Genomic DNA, 17,114 nt, shown 5'->3' on the forward strand with positions numbered 1-17,114 from the left:
ATCACCTCAGGGGAGCATCCCGGCGGAGCGCAGACCCGTGTCTTCCGCAAACCCGCACATCAGGTTCATGTTCTGGATCGCCTGGCCGCTTGCGCCCTTGACCAGGTTGTCGATCGCCGAGACCGCGACGACCCGGTCGCCCTCGCTCTCGACGGCGACGTCGCAGAAGTTCGTCCCGCGGACGGCCGCGAGGGTCGGCCGCTGGTAGCGGACGAAGAACTCGTCGGCGTAGAACTTCTGATACAGCGCCTCGACCTCGTCCTGCTCCATCGGTTCGTTGAGGAGGATGTGCGCCGTCGTCAGGATGCCCCGGTTCACCGGGAGGAGGTGCGGCGTGAAGTAGCACCGGGCGGTCGAGCCGAGCCGGGCGGCTTCCTGCTTCATCTCCGCGAGGTGGCGGTGGGTCGTCCACTTGTAGGCGCTGAAGTTGTCGCCGACGTTTGGGTAGTGGGTGGTCGCGGAGGGGGTGTTCCCCGCGCCCGAGACCCCGGTCTTCGAGTCGTAGATGATGGTATGGGCGAGTTTCGCGAGCGGTGCCGCCGCAAGCGTCGCACCGGTCGGGAAGCAGCCCGGGTTCGCGACGAAAGCGGCTCCCCTGACCTCGTCCCGGTGGAGTTCGGGGATGCCGTAGGGCGCCTCGAAGTAGGCCGTATGGGTCACGCCGTAGGTCTTCTCGTAGACATCCTTCGCAAGACGGTAGTCGGCCGAGAGGTCGACGGTCTTTATCCCCCGCTCTGCAAGCGTCCCGGCAACCTTCATCGCTGCCGTGTGGGGGACAGCGAGGAAGGCGAAGTCGGCATCGATATCGCCGGCCTCGGTGTTCCGGAAGACGAGATCGGTCAGTCCCCGGAGATGGGGGTGCACCGAGGCGACGGGGGTGCCGTCCAGTTTCCGGGACGTCGCGGCGACGACGTCTGCGGACGGGTGGTGCAGCAGGAGCCGCATCAACTCGCCGCCGGTGTATCCGGATGCACCGATAATCGCAATTTCCATAAGAAAGAGGTGTCGTTCTAGAATCTTAACTTTTGGGGCTGAAGGGGCGAAGCGGGAAGTTCCCGGCCTTTAGGCCGGGGATGAAAGCGGAGCCATCCTTCTTCCACTTTCGCCCTGCACGGATCACGTATATCTTCTTTCAGATAAACTCTCTTGTTGTCTATGCTTATTTCCTACAAGTATCGAGCGTATCCAGATGCAACCGCTGAGGCGCGATTGAATACCGCACTCGATACCTGTCGGTGGCTCTACAATAAACTCCTCGAAGAGTGCACTACCGCACGAGAGGCCTGGATCGCTCCGACGATACGAGGAATGCAGGCGCGGATCGTCACGCTGAAAGAGGAGAACCCGTTCCTGAAGGATGTGTACTCCAAAGTGCTTCAGATGGTGAACTACACTCTCTGGAGTAACATCCGTGCTCTGTCGCAGACAAAGAAGAGAGGACGCACGATCGGCAAACTCCGGTTCAAGAGCGCATCCCGGTACCGCACACTCAACTACAACCAGTCCGGGTTCAAGATCGACCGGGAGCATAGTAGGATTATCTTCTCGAAGATCGGGACAGTCCCATTCAAGATGCACCGACCATACTCGGGGGAGGTGAAGGGCGTCCTGATCACCCGTTCTGGTGATAGATGGTACGTGATCATCCAGGCAGAGCGGGGGGCTTCTGAATCAAAGCGTGAAGGACGGTCTGTCGGGATCGATGTCGGTCTGAACGCATTTGCGGTCGATAGTGACGGCGCGGTGATTGAGAACCCCCGGTTCTATGAGCACTCACGTGACCGGTTCAGGAAGTTACAGCAGAGTATTGCCCGGAAACAACGGTTCTCGAAAAACTGGAAGAAGACAAAAAGAAAACTGGAGGAGGCGTATGAGCATATCACGAACCAGAAGAACGATTTCCTGCACAAACTCTCCCGTCAGTATGTTGACACCTACGCAACGATCTGCGTCGAAGACCTGAATATCAAGTATCTGAAAGAGAACGGCAAATCGCGCGGGCTCCGGAGAAGTATCCTCAGTGCATCATGGGGACGATTCTTTTCGTATCTCTCGTACAAGGCTGAAAGTGCCGGTACGAACTTCATTCAAATCAATCCCGGAATACGACGCAGATGTGCGCAAACTGCGGAAGTATTGTAAAGAAGGATCTCTCGGTGAGAGTCCACGATTGCCCATATTGTGGGTTTGTTGCCGATAGAGATTACAATGCTGCGGTGAATATCCACCGCGTGGGGATGGAACAGCCCCTTTGAGCCTGTGGAACCAATACCGCTACATCACGTTTCTGTGATGCAAGTATTGGCCATGAAGCAGGAAGCCCCGCCCGAGAGCGCGGGGTAGTTCACGGCTTTGTGGTGCAGCGTTCGTAGAGGCGGGCGGCCACGGACTCGATCTCGCCTCTTCCCTCGAGTCCATCGAGGAGATCCGGCGGGAGGGCGGATCTCCCGTAGACGGCGCCCGCGTATGCCCCGCAGATGAACGCGATGGTGTCGGTGTTCCCCCCGACGTGCGCCGCGGTGGTGAGGAGAACCATGATGTCTTTGATCCGGCTGATCAGGAAGAACGCGAGCGGGACGGTCTGGTAGACGGTGACGTCGTTGCCGATCACCGAGAGCGCGCTCTCCAGGCTGATCCCCTCGTTTGCGAGGCGGACGGCGTCACGGATCTTGTTGCCGAGGGCGACGTCTTCGAGGGTGGCGTGCTTCCCGGCAAGAGCGAGGGCGTCCGGGCGGCCGCGGACGGCGTGGTGGACGAGCATCGCGACGGTGACTGCTCCCGCGTGGGCCGCCGGATGGGTGTGGGTGACGCTGCAGGCCTGGACCACCCGCTCGGTGACGTCGATGGGGTCGCCGTAGAGGAGGCCGAACGGGACGGAGATCCCGGTGCAGCCTGCGGTGTTGGAGGAGACGCCGCCCGATCGTTCGCCGGAAAGGAGGAGGTGCCGGCACGCGGCGTCCACGGCAGCGTCGGGGAACCGGAGTTCCTCGTGCATGTACATCTTGGCAAGGGCGGCCGCGTATGCCGGCTCCGAGTAGGTGCCGTCGGCGAGCATCCCGGCGACGAGGAGCATCATCTGGGTGTCGTCGGTGAACTGTCCGGGTTTCAGCCCGGCGTTCGGGTGTCCCCGCCAGGCACGGCGGTAGCCCTCGTGGAGGCGCTGGAAGTCGGGCGGCGTGCTCTCCCGCGCCATGCCGAGCGCGTCCCCGATGGCGGCCCCGAGGAGGCAGCCCTTGAACTGATCGAGCATTTACGTAGTATCTACGTAAGGTTGGTCTTAAGGGTTGTTGTTCGGCGCGCGGGGGAGAACGGGGGCGGGCCAGGTTTATCTCCGGCCCTCCGTTTTATGCCTATCCAGACTGCGCATCACGATGCCCACAATCAGGCAGATGACCGCTGTACCGAAGAAAACCTCCAGGTACAGCCCGGCCTGCAACCCTAAAGAGAAGAAACTCTCATACCCGGGCACCCCGGCCGTCCCGATCGCTTCTGCAAGGGCATCGAAGAGTATGCCGAGGACGGGCAGTTTCTCCGCGAAGACTGGCGGTGCGGAGCCGGGCAGTCTGTCCGGGCCTATGAACAGGGCAATCAGGAACGGCACCTGGAGCAGTGACCCGGCTGCAGCACATAGTCTTCTACCACTCGTAGCAACGTTCCCGAACAGAAAATACGCCGTCGCCACGGCAGATGCCGAGACCGTAACCATCGAGAGCAATATTATCCCGGATACCAGCGGGGTAGCGGGAGCGCCTGCGTAAACCGTAGCGATCGTGCCGGACGCCACCGCCATGATTCCTATCCCGAGCGAAACCGCCGGGCGCCGCTTTTCCTGTCCCAGCTTCCCGACCAGGGTTATGAGAGCGAACGGCCACGCGAGGACGAAGGCGGCGGCCGGAAAGAAGAGCAGACTCACGGTGCGTCCTTCCCGCGGGACCTCCGGATAAGGACGTACCCCACCGCGAGCACGATCACGGCCCCGAGAGCGCACGCGAGGTGCACGGGGTTGTAGAAGATGCTGAACGCACTCCCGGATCCCTGATACGTCGTCGTATCTGCGGGCTCGCCGAGCACGGCCTCCCGGCCCTTCCCCGCATCGGCCTGGGGTTCTCCGCCCGGAGATGCGCACGCTATACCGCTGCCGGCCAGGATGAAGAGTAGCAGGGCGATACAGATCAGCCCTCCCCGGCCGGTACCGTTTATGAATTGTTTTTCGTTCATCGATATTCACCTGCCGGTGCGCCCCCGGATACCGATCCCGGTGCTCACGATGGAGACGTCGACACTCGTCTATAAACCTTTTCTGTCACGATCGTCTACACGTCGAGGATTCGGGGACCGATCCTCGGCTCAGAAACAGCCGTGGGGGCCGGGAGCGGGCGCCGCGCCGAACGACTTACACGGCGGCGAGAGCAGGTAGCCGGGTTGTTGAACAACAAAAAGAAGGCATCCATAACTCCGGTCCTATCCCCGTCTCCGGCACAGAGCAAAACCCGCCCCGACACCGATAACCACGAAGGCCGCCCCAAACCCCGGTGCCGTCGTCCGAAGCGACTGCCCGGGCGCCAGATTCGAGGGGATCTGCACGATGTCGGTCTTCTGACCGGTTCGAACGGTAATCTCCCAGACGGTCCGGTCGCCACCGTAGATCTTCAGCACGATGTTCTCGACGCGGGCGCCCGGGAACTGCCCGGAGAGGGCCTGCGCCTCCGCTTCGGCTCTCCCGACCGTGAGGTTCTCCTCCGAGACGTAGGTGGTGGAGGCGATCTCTCTTCCCGAAAGGACGACAATGTACTCCGTGAATACGCCGGTGTCGCTGATGAAATAGATCTGCGTCCGCGAAGGTTTGGACGTAGCCTCCTCGTAGCGATTCGGGGATTGATTCTCGATGTACGATCGCAACCCGTCGTCGTTACTGAGTGCCGGGAACTTCGCAAAGATCTTCGGGAACCGGAGCTCCGCGGCCAGGGGCATCGCCTCGTCGCGGCCGATGATCCAGATGCGTTCGATAGACGGTTCGCCGCCGTGTTCATCGGCTATCCGGTTTAAGTAGACGAGCTGTTCTTCGCAGGCATTCGCTGGCACAATGTACACGTACTTGTGGGTGTGATCGTACGTGCCCTCATGCCATCGGATCTCCCCGTGTTCGGCTATGAATGAAGTGATCGTCTCGTTGGTCTTCGCATTCGGGTGAACCCCGAACAGAATCCAGGTTTGGTTTCCCTGGCCGGGGAGGGGGGTCACGACTGCGCCTGCAGGGATGTTGCAGATGAGCGCCGCAACGGTGAGACCGAGCACCAGAAGGGGGATACTTCTCGACATAAAAATGGGTTAGTTGTACCTCGGAACTCCTCCGAGGAAAATCTGTGCTCTGAAGCCTTCATACCAGGAAATACCATCGTCGATCGGATCGTTCGGATCCGGAGCGAAGGCAATACGCAGGTTCCGACGCGCCTGCACATCGAGTCTACCTGATCGGCCCCGCGCTAAAAGTGGTCTCGAGCGGGCCCGGAACCGGGGCCGCGCCGAGCAGCAGATATAGGATCTCCGCTCCGGCAGGCCCACGGCCGTTCCGGTCATCACTCGCCGATCACCGATGCAGCGACCTTCGTTATCTCACCCTCGGGGAGGCTCCCCGTCATGCAGAAAGATTCGTCGTTCCAGCCCCACCGGAGCAACCAGAGGGAACCTTCCGAACGGTCGTCGTTATCAAAGACCAACCGGCCCAGGATACCGTCGCCCTGGATGGTCCACTCTTTGCTCCCGACGACTGTCGGACCGGGGCACGGGGCGTCCGCGGACGAAAGCCTCGTTATCTGGAGGTCGCCGGCGGTGCTGGTGTAGGTGAGCGTGATGCTGCCGTCAGGAGAGCGGGTGGCGTTTTCGAAGGTGTAACCGTCCGGGAGGTAGGACGGTTCGGGGATATCGGGGCCGAATATCTCGCGGGCCACATCGAGCGTATCCGCGTACTCGGGCGTGATCGTGGCCTGCTCCGTGCCGGTGCACCCGGCAGCGGCCAGGAAGCAGCAGAGCAGGAGAAACGCGGGGATAGTTTTCTTCATGATGGTTCCTCGGGACAACGATCCCGGTATTCACGATGGAGACGTCGACGCTCGTCTATAAACCCTTTCTGTGCCGCGCGTCTACACATCGAGTCCATCCGATCGATTCCGAGCCCGGAACAATCGCAACAGGCCGGAACCCGGGCTGAGCCGGAGAGGAACCCTTCATCCCGGTAGCCACCCGCCGACCGGAACCCTGATACCGGGGACTGTCCAATATTCTGGACATATGTCTAAAATATTGGACATTCGAGAGGACCACCTCAGGATCCTCTCCCTCTTCGCCCGGGGCTACGATCGCGAGATGTACATCCGGGAAGCCGCCAGATACCTTTCCATCAGCCATGGAACGGCCCAGACGGCCCTTGAATACCTTGAGGCAAAGCAGGTCCTCCGTTCTGTCACCAGAGGCAGGACACGGTTGTTCTCCCTGCGCCGGGGCGATCACGCGCGGGACTTCTGCACCCTTGCAGAGGTCTACCGGAGGATCCGCTTTGGGGAGGAGGAACCCTTCCTCGCCGGAGTTCTCAGCCGGATCGTCCCCCATATCGAGGGAAGCGGTGCAGTCTTCGGGAGCCACGCCGAGGGGACCGCGGACGAGGAGTCCGACCTCGACCTTTTCGTTGCCGGTGAATGCCGGGTGGAGGAGATCGAGAGAATCGGGAAGACCTACGGCATCAAGATTCACCTCACCGTCTACCCACTGGATATCTTTAACCGTGACCTCCATACGGATCCCTTCCTCCAGGAGGTGCTCCGGAACCACGTGCTGATCAAAGGCACCGAACATTTCGTCGAGATGGCGGTGGGATGATGGACCAGCTCGTATGGTGCGGCCGGATCAAGAACGGCATCTCCCTTACCGCCCCGAACGAGACCCTGGCGTCGGCATACCTGAAGAAGGCCGAAGAGGCCCTTGAGACGATGCAGACGATCACCGCTCACGACTGGAGGATAACGACCGCGTATTACGCGATGTACTTCTCCCTATACGCGGTCCTCACGCGGATTGGAATACGGTGCGAAAACCATTCCTGCACCATCCTGCTCATGGAACGGCTTCTCTCCGATTATTTCGCTCCTGCCGAGGCGATACTCGTGGAAAAGGCAAGGGGAGCACGGGTCGATGCCCAGTACTACGTCTCGCGAGAGATTCCCGACCTTTTCTGCGAAGAACTTATCCGGGCCGCCCCTCGATTTCTGGTGAAATGCACTGGCATCGTCGACGGGATGAGCGAGAAGGCCATCGGGACTCTGAGGGGACGCCTGGCGGAGGCGTTACGGGAGGAAGGGTGAGGGGGACCGCCTAAAACGAGAGAGAACCATGAGACTATCATTACTACTGAGAGGCGCCGCCGTGCTCCTGGTGGTGCTCGCCGGGACTGCGCCGGTGGCTGCCCTTGACGACCTCACGGCCGATCCTGCACGGATCGAGGAGATGACGTATGACCTCTGCACGTTCGAGCGGGCATTAGGATCGGAGGAGAGAACAGCGGCGGCGACCTATATCGCCACCGCGATGGAGGAGCGCGGGCTCTCGGTCAGGACCGGGAGGTTTTCGTACAGCAACTGCTACTTCGATCCACCGCTTGCCCTCTCCTCAAACATCATCGGTGTAAGGGAGGGGGCGAGCGACCGGATCGTCATCATCTCCGCGCACTACGACACCGCCGTCCCGGAGACCCCCGGCGCCGACGACAACGCCGCGGGCGTCGCAACGATGCTCGAGGTCGCCGGGATCCTCAACGACACCCCCCTGAACCATACCGTCTACTTCATCGCCTTCAGCGGTGAGGAGACCGGGCTTGAAGGGAGCACACGATGGCTCGCCGACAACCCGGACCTCCACGACCGGATCGTCGCCGCGATCAACCTCGACTGCATCGCCTCCGGGGACCGGCTGCTCGCGTCGACGCTCCCCCAGCACCGGTGGATCCTTGGCGCGCTCCCGCCGTCGGCGTGTATCGAGGAGACGCCGGAGCAGCTGCTCGACGCTGCACGGGGAGACGAACACGCCTTCCGTGCCGCCGGGATACCGGCGCTCCGGCTCTACGAGCGCGACAGTCATGCAATCATCCATACCGCCGACGACCGGCCGGAGAGGCTCAACTACACCCTTGCCGCGGAGTGCGCACGGATCGTCGCCGGGACGATTGTGGGGATCGATACGGCCGGAGAGGCCCCGGAGGTCGATCTCAGGATTGAGGATGGGAAGGTCGTCTTCAGAACATCGGAAGATACGCCGGTCGAGGTGCTCGTCGACGGCACCAGCCTCGGGGTGCTCCCGTCCGGGTCGGTCACCCTCCCGGGAGGACCCCACGTCGTGCAGGTGGTCACCTACGGCCCCACCGGGGCGAAAGCGGTCGCGACGGTCATGGGGGAGGGGGTAGAGATCGTGCCGCCGGCGGCATCCGGGAACGCCGTCACCATCCCCTGGGGAGCTGACCCTGGCGAAGACCCAATGATCCACCTCACCTTTGCGGCCGTCCCGCTCTCCTACCGCCTCGACCGGCCTGAAGAGGTTGTCCGGGTCGACGGTTACTTTGACGGGATCCTGATCCGGGATCTTGAAGACGGTCATGCGATAATCCCGACCCCGGGGCCGCACTCCTTCGCGGTCGTGGCCCACGGACCGGACGATGCGGTCCTCGGGGCCGACCGGGCCGACTTCTCCATCTCGAGCTACGGGATGGTCGACCTCGACGGGGGAATTTTGCAGGTCGATGAGCCCGGCGGCGTTACCTGTTCCGCGTCGGCCCACACCTACACCTACAATTACACCCCCGGCGAGCGCTACCACATCACAGTGGGGTGCGACTACAGAGATACCGCGGATGCGTTCCTGCAGACGGCGGAGTTCCGGGTGGAAGGCCCCGGCGACCTGAAGTCCGACCGCCGCTTCTTTGACGTGCCGGTTCTCAACGACTCCCGGCGAGAGGAGATCGGGTTCTGGCTGGAGCCGGAGGGGCCGGGCACCTATAACTGGACTATCTTCTCCAGTGAGGGCGATCGGGAGGCTACGGGGACCGGGAGCCTCGTCCTCCGGTAACCCGGCGGCATTCGCCCCGGATTCGGGGGCTGATGCCAGGACTGTCCAGCACCCCGGGCCAGCCCGGGAGACCCCCTCTCTTCCACCCGGGATCACGGACAGGGATTACATGTCGGATGCACCGGTGACCCCTCCGGCGCTAGGTCCTCCCCGGCCCCATAACGTCCATCAGGCTCTTTACGGGACCGGCGAGCCGGTGCAGGCCGCGGAGGGCGTCGTCCCGCTCGTCATAGACGACGTGCACGACTTTGTGCTCCCCGCCGACCTCGACGGTCCCGGCCTGCTCAATGACGAGCGACGTCGAGCCGCACCGGACCGTCCCGAGGATCACGTCGCCGCCGACCGTGAACGCGGCGGAACTCCCGGGCTCCCCTGCGACTGTCCCCTCGAAGAACCACATGCGGGGCGGGGCGACTTCAAACGTGCCCGACTCGTTCTTGACGAAGGCCCGGGCGTCGTCGGCGACGGGACCCGGCATCGGTTCGAGGTCGAGCACGAACTCCCGGCCGGGGAGCCGGAGCGTCACCGGGCTCCCTGAACCCGCGTCGGCGACGAACGCCGCCGGGGCGGCGGTCACGAGGTCGTAGTTCCGGAGGGGCGGAAGGTTGGTGAGGTTCACTTCACCGGTCGGTTGAACCGGGCTGAAGTAAGCGGGATCAGCCACGAGGACCTGCGTCGTGGGGCCGGACGGCAACCCCGGCGCCGCCACGCACCCGGCGTCGGGAAACGTCACGTTCTCCCCGAGCAGGATCATGCCGGGGTGCTGCCGTGCGATCTCCTCGGTGATCGGAACCCTCTGTGGGGTTTCGATGACCGGGGTGTACATCGACATATCTCTCGGCTCAACCCAGTGGTCGAACGTATCGAGCCAGTTCGTGTATCCCCCGGTGGAGGGCGCCGGAGCGGCAGCGGAACCCGCCGGGAGGAGGAGCGCCAATATCAGGAGTATTTTGATTACCCGCATAGCCGGTCACCTCATTGGTTGAGAGAGATCTCGACATTCTTCTATAAACGATTTCTGTGGCGCGCGTCTACGCGTTGGACCGGCCGGATCGGTTCCACGTCAGAAATCGGTACCCTCACCCGCATCAGTACTTCATGTACATCCCAAGCACCGCCGATCCACCATCGGACGTCGGGATGAGGGCCACAACCCTGCTGTACTCGTCCAGCCGCTGCGTCGACGTCCATGACGCGGCTCCGTCCTCATCGAACCTCTCCACCCGGAGCAGGGCACCGCCGTAGTCGTTTTCGGCGAGGACCGCCGAGAGGTATCCGCCATCGGGAGTCCAGGTTACGGGAGCGGAGGCGTTGATCGTGCTCCGCCGGAGGATGCTCCCGTCCTCGCCGAGCGAGACCTCCAGAACTCCCGCCGGCTCCCCATCCGTGACCCCGGCAAGGAGGCTGTAGCCGCCGGTCGCATCCTGCCGCACCGCCGAGAGGAGGTACCGCTCTCCGGGGCCGCCCTGGACTGTCGTGTTCCAGACCGGTGCGCCCCGGTCGTCGAACTTCACCGCTATTATGGCTCCGGGCGCCTCTGCAGCCTCTCCGGAGACGAGGAACCCTCCCATCGGGTCCGGGACGATGATCGGGATCGAATCCGGACTCACGCCCCCGGCCGGCTGCTGCCAGGCGACGGTGCCGTTAGCGTCGATCCTCGCAACCCGGTCGCCACCAGCCACAATCCAGCCTCCGGCACTCGAGGGTGCGATCGCCCAGTACTCCCCCTCCGCGGCAAGGTCCGTGCGGTGCCGTTCGCTCCCTTCCGTGTCCGTCAGGATGACGAGGCCGCGGGAGGCCGCGGCGGCGAACCCCCGTGCATCGATATATGCGATCCCTGTCCCGCGGCGGTCGTCCGGCGTCGGGTAGGTCGTATCCCATATGACCGTCCCTTCCCGATCCAGGAGAATACCCCTTGGCACGGGGTGGAAGTCACCTGTCTCCGAGACCGACCCGGCGATCGCGTAGCCGTTGGGAATCTCGACGATGGAGAATGCCTCGTCGAACTTCCCGCTGTCGATGACGGTGAACCACTCCCGGTCCCCGGCATCGTCCAGTTTCAGCACCCAGACGTCCCCCTCCAGCGTGCGGTGGCCCGGTGTCAGCGGCCGATCGAAGCACCCGGCGGCGACGGTCAACAGGATGAGCGCGGCGACCACTGCCAAGGTCCGGATTTTCCCCTGAGCTGTTTTCATCGAATCATGCTCCTCGGGGGTTGTAAAAAGGTGTAGTATGGAATATAAAGCGCTCAGAAATCATATACGCTCCCGAGGACTGCAACCCCATCGTCCGACGTCCGGATGATCGAGACAACCGATCTATCATCTCCGATGTCGTACGATGCATCCCATGCGACCATTCCCTCGTCATCGAGCCTGACGACGTGAAGGGGGGATCCCGGATAGCCCTGCGGCTGGAGTCCGATAAACTCGGGAACGATAAAACCGGCATATGCGTATCCACCGTCTTCCGTCGCGACGACGACCCGGGAGGCATTCAATGGTCTTTCCCCGATCAACCTGCCGTCCACCGCGGCAAGAGAGGCTTCGGTCGTCTCCGTAAACCGCCCGTCAGCCGTTTCATTCCCTGCATCCTGGACGGTGCCATAGACGAGATCGTAGGTTCCGGCAGGAGAGATGCGGACAACGTAGAGGTCATCGCGCGACCTGCTCCCGAGCGTCTCATCCCAGACGGTATTTCCCCCGGCATCGAGTCTCGCAACCCATACATCCGCTCTGGCGGTCCCTCCTGCGATGAAACCTCCCGAGGGTATCGCGGCGATCGTATCAACGTTCCGGTCGGTTTCAAACGCTGCAGTCCATGCGATCTTCCCGTCCTCGCCTACCCTGACGATCCTGGCATCCCCGGCTGCGGCATACCCCCCGCCCGGCGCTCCGACGACCTTCCACCAGTCGCTCCCCCCGCCGAGCGGCGTGCTCCAGAGGGTGTTCCTATTTTCATCCACCCGTGTTAGAAACCCAGAATACGTGGCAACGACGTATCCGCCGTCCGGTGCCTCGACCAGCGAGCTGCCGTAATCCGGCGACGTACCGAAGGTCATGGTTGATATGACATTCCCGTCTCTGTCGAGAGTAACGATGCGGGGGACCGGGCCGTTCACATCGGCGTTCGTTCCCGTGCCCGTGATTGCGTACCCGCCGTCGCGGGTCTGAATCATCGCCTGCCCTCTGCCGTTCGGGTCGCCGTCGACGAACGCAGTCCACTGGAGGGATCCGTCCGAATTGGTCTTGAGGATCCATGTGTCCAGAGTGAGGTCTCTATGCCCCCTATCAGTGCATCCGGCAAAGAACGGTATGGTTAACGCTAAAAGAAGAATGAGTATTACATATTTTGCACTTCTTCGGGGATAGTGAAAGGTTGTGGTCTCCATGATTACAGCCTGTTTTCCCAATTTCTCATTTACTCGAATTAAAAAAGAGGTTACTGTTGAATGTAGGGCACCGACATGACAAGCTGCCCGATATTCGGGTTGCTGTTGTAAATGTCGATATCATGGTTCCAGATATTGCTGGTGTAGATCACGGAGGTCATGGGCCTGTACTGATACCCATGAATTCCGTAGAGCCAGGCATACGTGTAACCATCATTCCAACAATAATTGAAGTAGATCTGGGAGCCCGTGACATCAAACAGGGCACGGTCTTCAAGGGTCCCGTAGTATAAAAGCCTGAAAGCGTCATACTCGATGTCCGTCACCGGGCTCGGGTGATCCTCGTCGTAATAGCGCAGCTGATACGTGGTCGGGCTGCCAGGCCAGACACCCACCTCATAGAGGTTATTGCCTCCATTTACCGAGTAAGGTAGGTTTGCACCGTCAAGTCCGGTTCCGCCGTACACATCCGGCGAGCACTGGGCCAGGATGAAGGTATCCCACCGGTCTGTTCCTGCTAGCATCTTATCCATATCTTCCTGACAATCCGCAACACCAAGGATCTGCGGCTGGACGATCACAGCGTCCTCCTCCCGAAGATCACGCTGTTCCATCAGTATTTCGTCGCACACTCGTCTGAAATGCTCACCGACAATCACTTCCTTCAGAACGGTTCGGTCCTTCTCGTCAGGTTGAACATCTGTGGCCTTCTCCAGAATGGAGATAATGTCCTCAAGGTTTTGGTCATATTTCTCCATGATTTCCGATAACAATTCAGAACATCTCACTGAACTCGCACGATCGGATACCACCAAATTCTCTGCGGCAATCACACGGATGTCTTCGTCGACAGGTTCGAATAATCCCTGGACTTTGGCTTGATCTTCGATACAGATCGGATCGTTTTCCGTCCAGGCACTCACTGCAGGCACCACCACGCTCACCAGCATTACTGCCAAGAGTATAGAGAGAGCTCGCATTCCGATTCTTTTTCCCATGTTTTCTACCCCTCTGCTCGTTTTGGTTTCCAGAGGCAGGAGAGGCACATGTTTAAGTACGCAGAACGCTTACGTTCGCATTGCCTCCGGGCTTGCGGGGCGCGTCATCCGGGCGTCAGACCTGAGGATGGGCGACCCCCGCACACAAACGGGTACCGCACGCGGCACCCGATGCGATTCTGGGTCTTCAGAACATATAAAATCAGCAGGCACCGTTCGGCTGGAACCGAACACATCATAAACCTTCTTATGGCAGGACAATAATCCCTGCCCCTGGATGCAGGATCCACCCTGGATTCCCGGTAACACCTAACGAGCTCGATCAATCCGCATCATTATCATCCACTAAACCCCAATCACTCTTTAAAATCGACGCAATTAATTTACTCCTCGTTATGTGTAAACGCATAACGAGCCAGTTTGTGCTTATCAACAAAACTCATCCTTTTCGAATTTCAGTTAAAATGCAGCCATTTTGAGCACAACTCGTTATGAGTTCTGGGAATGTAGGATCCACTGTCGGGCACCGGGATAATGACCACGGCCCCGCCACGCTCGTCGAACCTCCCCCCACGGAACCGGGCACCGTCGCAGTTGTTCCCGGCAAGGACCGCCGGGAGATATTCCCCCGGGAGCTCAAGTTCCCGGAGCAAAGGCGTTGATCGTGTTCTGCCGGTCGGACAGGTCTATTTTGAGGAGAGGAAAATGCGGTTATATGCCGTTGGATTGCCCACGTTGTCAGGAAGCGCAGGATCGGGCAGATGCGGGTCGACCGGGTCCCGGAGTTCGTCGTGGCCAAGTGAAGCGCCCCAGACCCCGCAACCGTCCCCCAGCCGCGTGATGATCATGTTCTCCTGCTGGTCCTCGAGATCCAGAAAGAAGACCGCTTCGTCTATAGGGATCTCCCGTGGCGACCCATCGATGACATAACTCGTCTCGAATGTCGTTGGAACCGGGAAATGCATCGCGACATAGGTGCCGTTCCAGGCCGAGAGGTCGTCACGCATCCTGCCGCCGCTTTCGGGCGCTTCCGATCTGCCGGAGTGGAACAAGAACCCCGATGACCGGGAGCAGGACGTCGAGCCCGAGTATATACGCCCAGACCTCGATTGCCGGGAAGAACGAGCCGTGCACCTGGAACAGGGCGAAGGCGACGGTGCCGAACCAGAATAGAATCAGTAGCGGCAGGCAGAAGACGACCACGACGAGCCAGGCATACTCCCGCACCGGGATGCTCCCCCCGGCGAAGAACGGCCGAAAGAACCAGACGAGGAGAGCGGCGGTGAAGAGGGCCGCAAGGGTAGAGATCCCCCACAGGGAGAGGCGGAGCCAGCGAAGCAGGACCGGCATGGAGAGGAGGACGATGACGAAGGCAATCAGGGCATACTCCTTTGTCGCGATCCGTCCCCGGTCCCGGCCGGTGAGGCGGGGCCAGGCGTACCAGAGAAGGAGAATGACAGCGGATGTGCCGAGGAGATAGAGATAAACCGGACCCAGGGAAACTACGGTCTCCAGGGTCATAAGAACCGCCTGAGTAAAGCCGAATTCGGTCATGCCGGTGCTCCGAGGTCTTCGTTCATGGGCGGTGCCCGGCTACAAACATCTAAAAATATGAGAGGGGGAGCAGGTTTCACCGTTTCCCCTCATCAGCAAAGACATATTCGACATACGGCTCCTCTACACCGTCCCGGAGTGCAGTTCCGGAAAACGCATAAACCGGCCGGACCAGATCCTGCACGAAACCCCTTGGCTCCATCCAGTAACCGATCGCGACGTGCTCGATCGTGATCCGGTCGTACTCTTGCCCCGTGTGAGGGCGGACAGTCCATGCTGCACGAAGATCCTCATACGCCTCCTCGGGAGACCGGAGGCTGACATTCCCGTCCGGCGCCACCTCCCGCCAGGTCTTCACGAGCCCGACGACCTCACCGCCGTCACCCAGGATCGCCGCGAATTCGTCGCCATAGACCGGCAACCCGTCGAGCGACCGGCCGAACCTGACTGCCTTGGTGATGTCGTACGACACCTTCGGCTCGGTGGCACCTGCTTCCCAGACCTCCTGCTTCTGGTTCACCTCGGTCTTCACGACCCGGGCGTCCGGCGATTGCATACCGGTCTTCTCAAGGAATGCGAGAGCAATCTTCTCCGCGTCCGCGTCCGAGGGAAGATCAGGCTGCTCGGTCACTTCGGTCGGGAACTCTCTGTCAAGGATGTGGTAAGCCACCCCGCCGGAATGCGCATACACCGACATATGCTCCTCCGGCTCCTTCGAGACGTCGACAAGGAAGAACTCCCCGGTCACCTCGCTGACCGCTTTCGGTTCTCCCGAGAGCCCGAATCGCTCCGCAATCTCCCGGACCCGATCCTCCGTGACGGTAACCGGGACCACCCGGTAGAGCGTATACGAGCCCTGCACTTCCGGGAACTCTGCGGCGAGAGAGTATGTACCTTCACCTGCGCCCGCCACGGCGGGGAGAGGAGTCACGGGAACCTGACCCGGACCAAAAACCCACATGCACCCGACTGCGACCGCCAGAGCAAGACAGACGAGTGCACCAACCATCTTTAATGCCATACTAAGACCTCAGTTTAGTTGCACTGGAATAACCACCGGTAGATCTCACTGTCAACAGGTGGATCGGTGATCACAGATCCCTCTCCCCAGATGCGATCGTCACCACAAGCGGCGTTCTCACCAATGATACCGATCCAAACGTTGCTCTGGTGGGTCTCATCCAACGCATGATACCACGCGTGACGCACCTTATAATTGTTAAAGAGTTTGTTTGCGACGGCCGCTCCATCCTCGGCATAGTCGTAGCCGACCGTGTCGAACCCGCAAACCAGATGAGCGCCATTCAAAGCCCAATGTGGCCACGCTTTGAATTCTCCGGGGACCTGAGCGGTATGGCACGAATGTAGCAAGATCCATTCCAGATCCTGATCGCCCCAATTACAGTCATGAAAGTATACCCAGGCGAGAACAAGCGGGAGACCATCCAGAAGGATGCAACTGTCGTCACCGTGTCCTGCCCAGAAGACGAGGTCTACGCTATCGACATGGGCTGCATCTGAATCCCAGTCCCACCGTTGGATGTCTCTATCCCAGTCGCCTATATAGAAGTTACACCCCCACCCGGCATTATCGAACACTTCATAGAAGCCTTCGGCAATGGCGGGTGAGTTTGGCAGGTTGTTCCCGGTGTTATAGTTCTGTTTGTACTCCACCCCGAATTCCGGGAAGATCGCGTCGGAATCGTCGCCCGTCCCGGCACTGACCGGGGCCATGCATGCCATCCCCATGAAAGCCGTTACCAGGAGCACAGAGAGCGCCCGCGCTCCGATGTTTCTGTTCATTGTCGTTTTCCTCCAACCTTTTCCCCGGAGGCAGAAGAAGCACACGTTTAAGTATGCAGAACGCTTACGTTCGCATTGCCTCCGGGCTTGCGGGGCGCGTCATCCGGGGCGTCAACCGGGGATGGGCGACCCCCGCACACAAACGGGTACCGCACGCGGCACCCGATGCGGTTCTGGGTCGTTAGAACATATAAAATCAGCAGCCATCGTTCGGTTTTTTCCGAATTCATCATAAATCTTCTTATGGCAGGACAATGGTC

19 protein-coding genes are annotated in these 17,114 nt (G+C 60.7%); 5 read left to right on the plus strand and 14 right to left on the minus strand.

Features of this window, described 5'->3' with window-relative positions; all coding sequences use genetic code 11:
• Positions 1 to 6 precede the first annotated feature (6 nt).
• On the minus strand, positions 7 to 993 hold the full coding sequence (gene argC, locus L21_RS02850; RefSeq protein ID WP_074368988.1) for an N-acetyl-gamma-glutamyl-phosphate reductase: 987 nt from the start codon (positions 991 to 993) through the stop codon (positions 7 to 9).
• A 162-nt stretch (positions 994 to 1,155) separates the two neighbouring features.
• Here argC and L21_RS02855 point away from each other — a divergent pair, with 162 nt between their 5' ends.
• The gene (locus L21_RS02855; protein WP_256712124.1) at positions 1,156 to 2,142 is read left to right on the plus strand and encodes an RNA-guided endonuclease InsQ/TnpB family protein; all 987 of its coding nucleotides are present in this window, start codon (positions 1,156 to 1,158) and stop codon (positions 2,140 to 2,142) included.
• The gene (locus L21_RS14375) at positions 2,115 to 2,255 is read left to right on the plus strand and encodes a transposase (RefSeq protein ID WP_256712126.1); all 141 of its coding nucleotides are present in this window, start codon (positions 2,115 to 2,117) and stop codon (positions 2,253 to 2,255) included. The genes L21_RS02855 and L21_RS14375 overlap by 28 nt, the downstream gene beginning before the upstream one ends.
• Before the next feature lie 89 nt (positions 2,256 to 2,344).
• Here the strand turns inward: L21_RS14375 and L21_RS02860 are convergent, their stop codons facing one another.
• The 5 genes from L21_RS02860 to L21_RS02880 all read right to left on the minus strand — a co-directional run bounded on the left by L21_RS02860 (position 2,345) and on the right by L21_RS02880 (position 6,059).
• Positions 2,345 to 3,250, minus strand: a complete 906-nt coding sequence (locus L21_RS02860; RefSeq protein ID WP_074368989.1) for an ADP-ribosylglycohydrolase family protein — start codon at positions 3,248 to 3,250, stop codon at positions 2,345 to 2,347.
• 75 nt (positions 3,251 to 3,325) lie between these two features.
• Positions 3,326 to 3,913 (minus strand): hypothetical protein, encoded by a 588-nt coding sequence (locus L21_RS02865; protein WP_074368990.1) that lies wholly within the window; start codon positions 3,911 to 3,913, stop codon positions 3,326 to 3,328.
• Complete coding sequence (locus L21_RS02870; RefSeq protein ID WP_074368991.1) at positions 3,910 to 4,218, minus strand: hypothetical protein; 309 nt, start codon at positions 4,216 to 4,218, stop codon at positions 3,910 to 3,912. The genes L21_RS02865 and L21_RS02870 overlap by 4 nt, the downstream gene beginning before the upstream one ends.
• 243 nt (positions 4,219 to 4,461) lie before the next feature.
• On the minus strand, positions 4,462 to 5,295 hold the full coding sequence (locus L21_RS02875; RefSeq protein WP_178377673.1) for a hypothetical protein: 834 nt from the start codon (positions 5,293 to 5,295) through the stop codon (positions 4,462 to 4,464).
• A 281-nt stretch (positions 5,296 to 5,576) separates the two neighbouring features.
• Positions 5,577 to 6,059, minus strand: a complete 483-nt coding sequence (locus L21_RS02880; protein WP_074368996.1) for a hypothetical protein — start codon at positions 6,057 to 6,059, stop codon at positions 5,577 to 5,579.
• 229 nt (positions 6,060 to 6,288) lie between these two features.
• Between L21_RS02880 and L21_RS02885 the strand changes: the two genes are divergently transcribed.
• From L21_RS02885 to L21_RS02895, 3 genes are read left to right on the plus strand one after another with little or no spacing between them, the layout of a single operon-like run.
• Positions 6,289 to 6,873, plus strand: a complete 585-nt coding sequence (locus L21_RS02885) for a nucleotidyltransferase domain-containing protein (RefSeq protein ID WP_083608733.1) — start codon at positions 6,289 to 6,291, stop codon at positions 6,871 to 6,873.
• A complete protein-coding gene (locus tag L21_RS02890) occupies positions 6,873 to 7,355 on the plus strand; it encodes a HEPN domain-containing protein (protein ID WP_074369092.1) in 483 nt (160 codons plus the stop codon). The genes L21_RS02885 and L21_RS02890 overlap by 1 nt, the downstream gene beginning before the upstream one ends.
• A 28-nt stretch (positions 7,356 to 7,383) precedes the next feature.
• Positions 7,384 to 9,108, plus strand: coding sequence for a M28 family metallopeptidase (locus tag L21_RS02895; RefSeq protein ID WP_083608736.1), 1,725 nt, complete (start codon positions 7,384 to 7,386; stop codon positions 9,106 to 9,108).
• A 139-nt stretch (positions 9,109 to 9,247) separates the two neighbouring features.
• On the opposite strand, the gene L21_RS02900 is transcribed toward L21_RS02895, so the two are convergent.
• The 8 genes from L21_RS02900 to L21_RS02935 form a co-directional block, all read right to left on the minus strand.
• Positions 9,248 to 10,072 (minus strand): reprolysin family propeptide-containing metallopeptidase, encoded by an 825-nt coding sequence (locus L21_RS02900; protein WP_074368999.1) that lies wholly within the window; start codon positions 10,070 to 10,072, stop codon positions 9,248 to 9,250.
• A 124-nt stretch (positions 10,073 to 10,196) separates the two neighbouring features.
• Positions 10,197 to 11,273 (minus strand): PQQ-binding-like beta-propeller repeat protein, encoded by a 1,077-nt coding sequence (locus L21_RS02905; protein WP_074369000.1) that lies wholly within the window; start codon positions 11,271 to 11,273, stop codon positions 10,197 to 10,199.
• Positions 11,274 to 11,356: 83 nt separating this feature from the next.
• Positions 11,357 to 12,499, minus strand: a complete 1,143-nt coding sequence (locus tag L21_RS02910) for a hypothetical protein (protein WP_143727196.1) — start codon at positions 12,497 to 12,499, stop codon at positions 11,357 to 11,359.
• A 50-nt stretch (positions 12,500 to 12,549) separates the two neighbouring features.
• On the minus strand, positions 12,550 to 13,497 hold the full coding sequence (locus tag L21_RS02915; RefSeq protein ID WP_143727197.1) for a hypothetical protein: 948 nt from the start codon (positions 13,495 to 13,497) through the stop codon (positions 12,550 to 12,552).
• A gap of 686 nt (positions 13,498 to 14,183) precedes the next feature.
• Positions 14,184 to 14,504, minus strand: coding sequence for a hypothetical protein (locus tag L21_RS02920; protein ID WP_074369003.1), 321 nt, complete (start codon positions 14,502 to 14,504; stop codon positions 14,184 to 14,186).
• A complete protein-coding gene (locus L21_RS02925; RefSeq protein WP_143727198.1) occupies positions 14,497 to 15,051 on the minus strand; it encodes a hypothetical protein in 555 nt (184 codons plus the stop codon). Before L21_RS02925 ends, L21_RS02920 begins: the two co-directional genes overlap by 8 nt.
• A gap of 76 nt (positions 15,052 to 15,127) precedes the next feature.
• On the minus strand, positions 15,128 to 16,072 hold the full coding sequence (locus tag L21_RS02930) for a calcium-dependent protein kinase (protein WP_074369005.1): 945 nt from the start codon (positions 16,070 to 16,072) through the stop codon (positions 15,128 to 15,130).
• A gap of 14 nt (positions 16,073 to 16,086) precedes the next feature.
• Positions 16,087 to 16,854 (minus strand): DUF6345 domain-containing protein, encoded by a 768-nt coding sequence (locus tag L21_RS02935; protein WP_074369006.1) that lies wholly within the window; start codon positions 16,852 to 16,854, stop codon positions 16,087 to 16,089.
• Positions 16,855 to 17,114: the final 260 nt, after the last annotated feature.

This window comes from Methanoculleus chikugoensis (assembly GCF_900095385.1).
Classification (GTDB): domain Archaea; phylum Halobacteriota; class Methanomicrobia; order Methanomicrobiales; family Methanoculleaceae; genus Methanoculleus; species Methanoculleus chikugoensis_A.

Excerpts from the sequence above, each read along its gene's own strand:
- argC (WP_074368988.1), bottom strand. The coding sequence starts at position 993 with ATGGAAATTGCGATTATCGGTGCATCCGGATACACCGGCGGCGAGTTG.
- L21_RS02855 (WP_256712124.1), top strand. The coding sequence starts at position 1,156 with ATGCTTATTTCCTACAAGTATCGAGCGTATCCAGATGCAACCGCTGAG.
- L21_RS14375 (WP_256712126.1), top strand. The coding sequence starts at position 2,115 with ATGTGCGCAAACTGCGGAAGTATTGTAAAGAAGGATCTCTCGGTGAGA.
- L21_RS02860 (WP_074368989.1), bottom strand. The coding sequence starts at position 3,250 with ATGCTCGATCAGTTCAAGGGCTGCCTCCTCGGGGCCGCCATCGGGGAC.
- L21_RS02870 (WP_074368991.1), bottom strand. The coding sequence starts at position 4,218 with ATGAACGAAAAACAATTCATAAACGGTACCGGCCGGGGAGGGCTGATC.
- L21_RS02880 (WP_074368996.1), bottom strand. The coding sequence starts at position 6,059 with ATGAAGAAAACTATCCCCGCGTTTCTCCTGCTCTGCTGCTTCCTGGCC.
- L21_RS02885 (WP_083608733.1), top strand. The coding sequence starts at position 6,289 with ATGTCTAAAATATTGGACATTCGAGAGGACCACCTCAGGATCCTCTCC.
- L21_RS02890 (WP_074369092.1), top strand. The coding sequence starts at position 6,873 with ATGGACCAGCTCGTATGGTGCGGCCGGATCAAGAACGGCATCTCCCTT.
- L21_RS02895 (WP_083608736.1), top strand. The coding sequence starts at position 7,384 with ATGAGACTATCATTACTACTGAGAGGCGCCGCCGTGCTCCTGGTGGTG.
- L21_RS02900 (WP_074368999.1), bottom strand. The coding sequence starts at position 10,072 with ATGCGGGTAATCAAAATACTCCTGATATTGGCGCTCCTCCTCCCGGCG.
- L21_RS02910 (WP_143727196.1), bottom strand. The coding sequence starts at position 12,499 with ATGGAGACCACAACCTTTCACTATCCCCGAAGAAGTGCAAAATATGTA.
- L21_RS02915 (WP_143727197.1), bottom strand. The coding sequence starts at position 13,497 with ATGGGAAAAAGAATCGGAATGCGAGCTCTCTCTATACTCTTGGCAGTA.
- L21_RS02920 (WP_074369003.1), bottom strand. The coding sequence starts at position 14,504 with ATGCGTGACGACCTCTCGGCCTGGAACGGCACCTATGTCGCGATGCAT.
- L21_RS02925 (WP_143727198.1), bottom strand. The coding sequence starts at position 15,051 with ATGACCGAATTCGGCTTTACTCAGGCGGTTCTTATGACCCTGGAGACC.
- L21_RS02930 (WP_074369005.1), bottom strand. The coding sequence starts at position 16,072 with ATGGCATTAAAGATGGTTGGTGCACTCGTCTGTCTTGCTCTGGCGGTC.
- L21_RS02935 (WP_074369006.1), bottom strand. The coding sequence starts at position 16,854 with ATGAACAGAAACATCGGAGCGCGGGCGCTCTCTGTGCTCCTGGTAACG.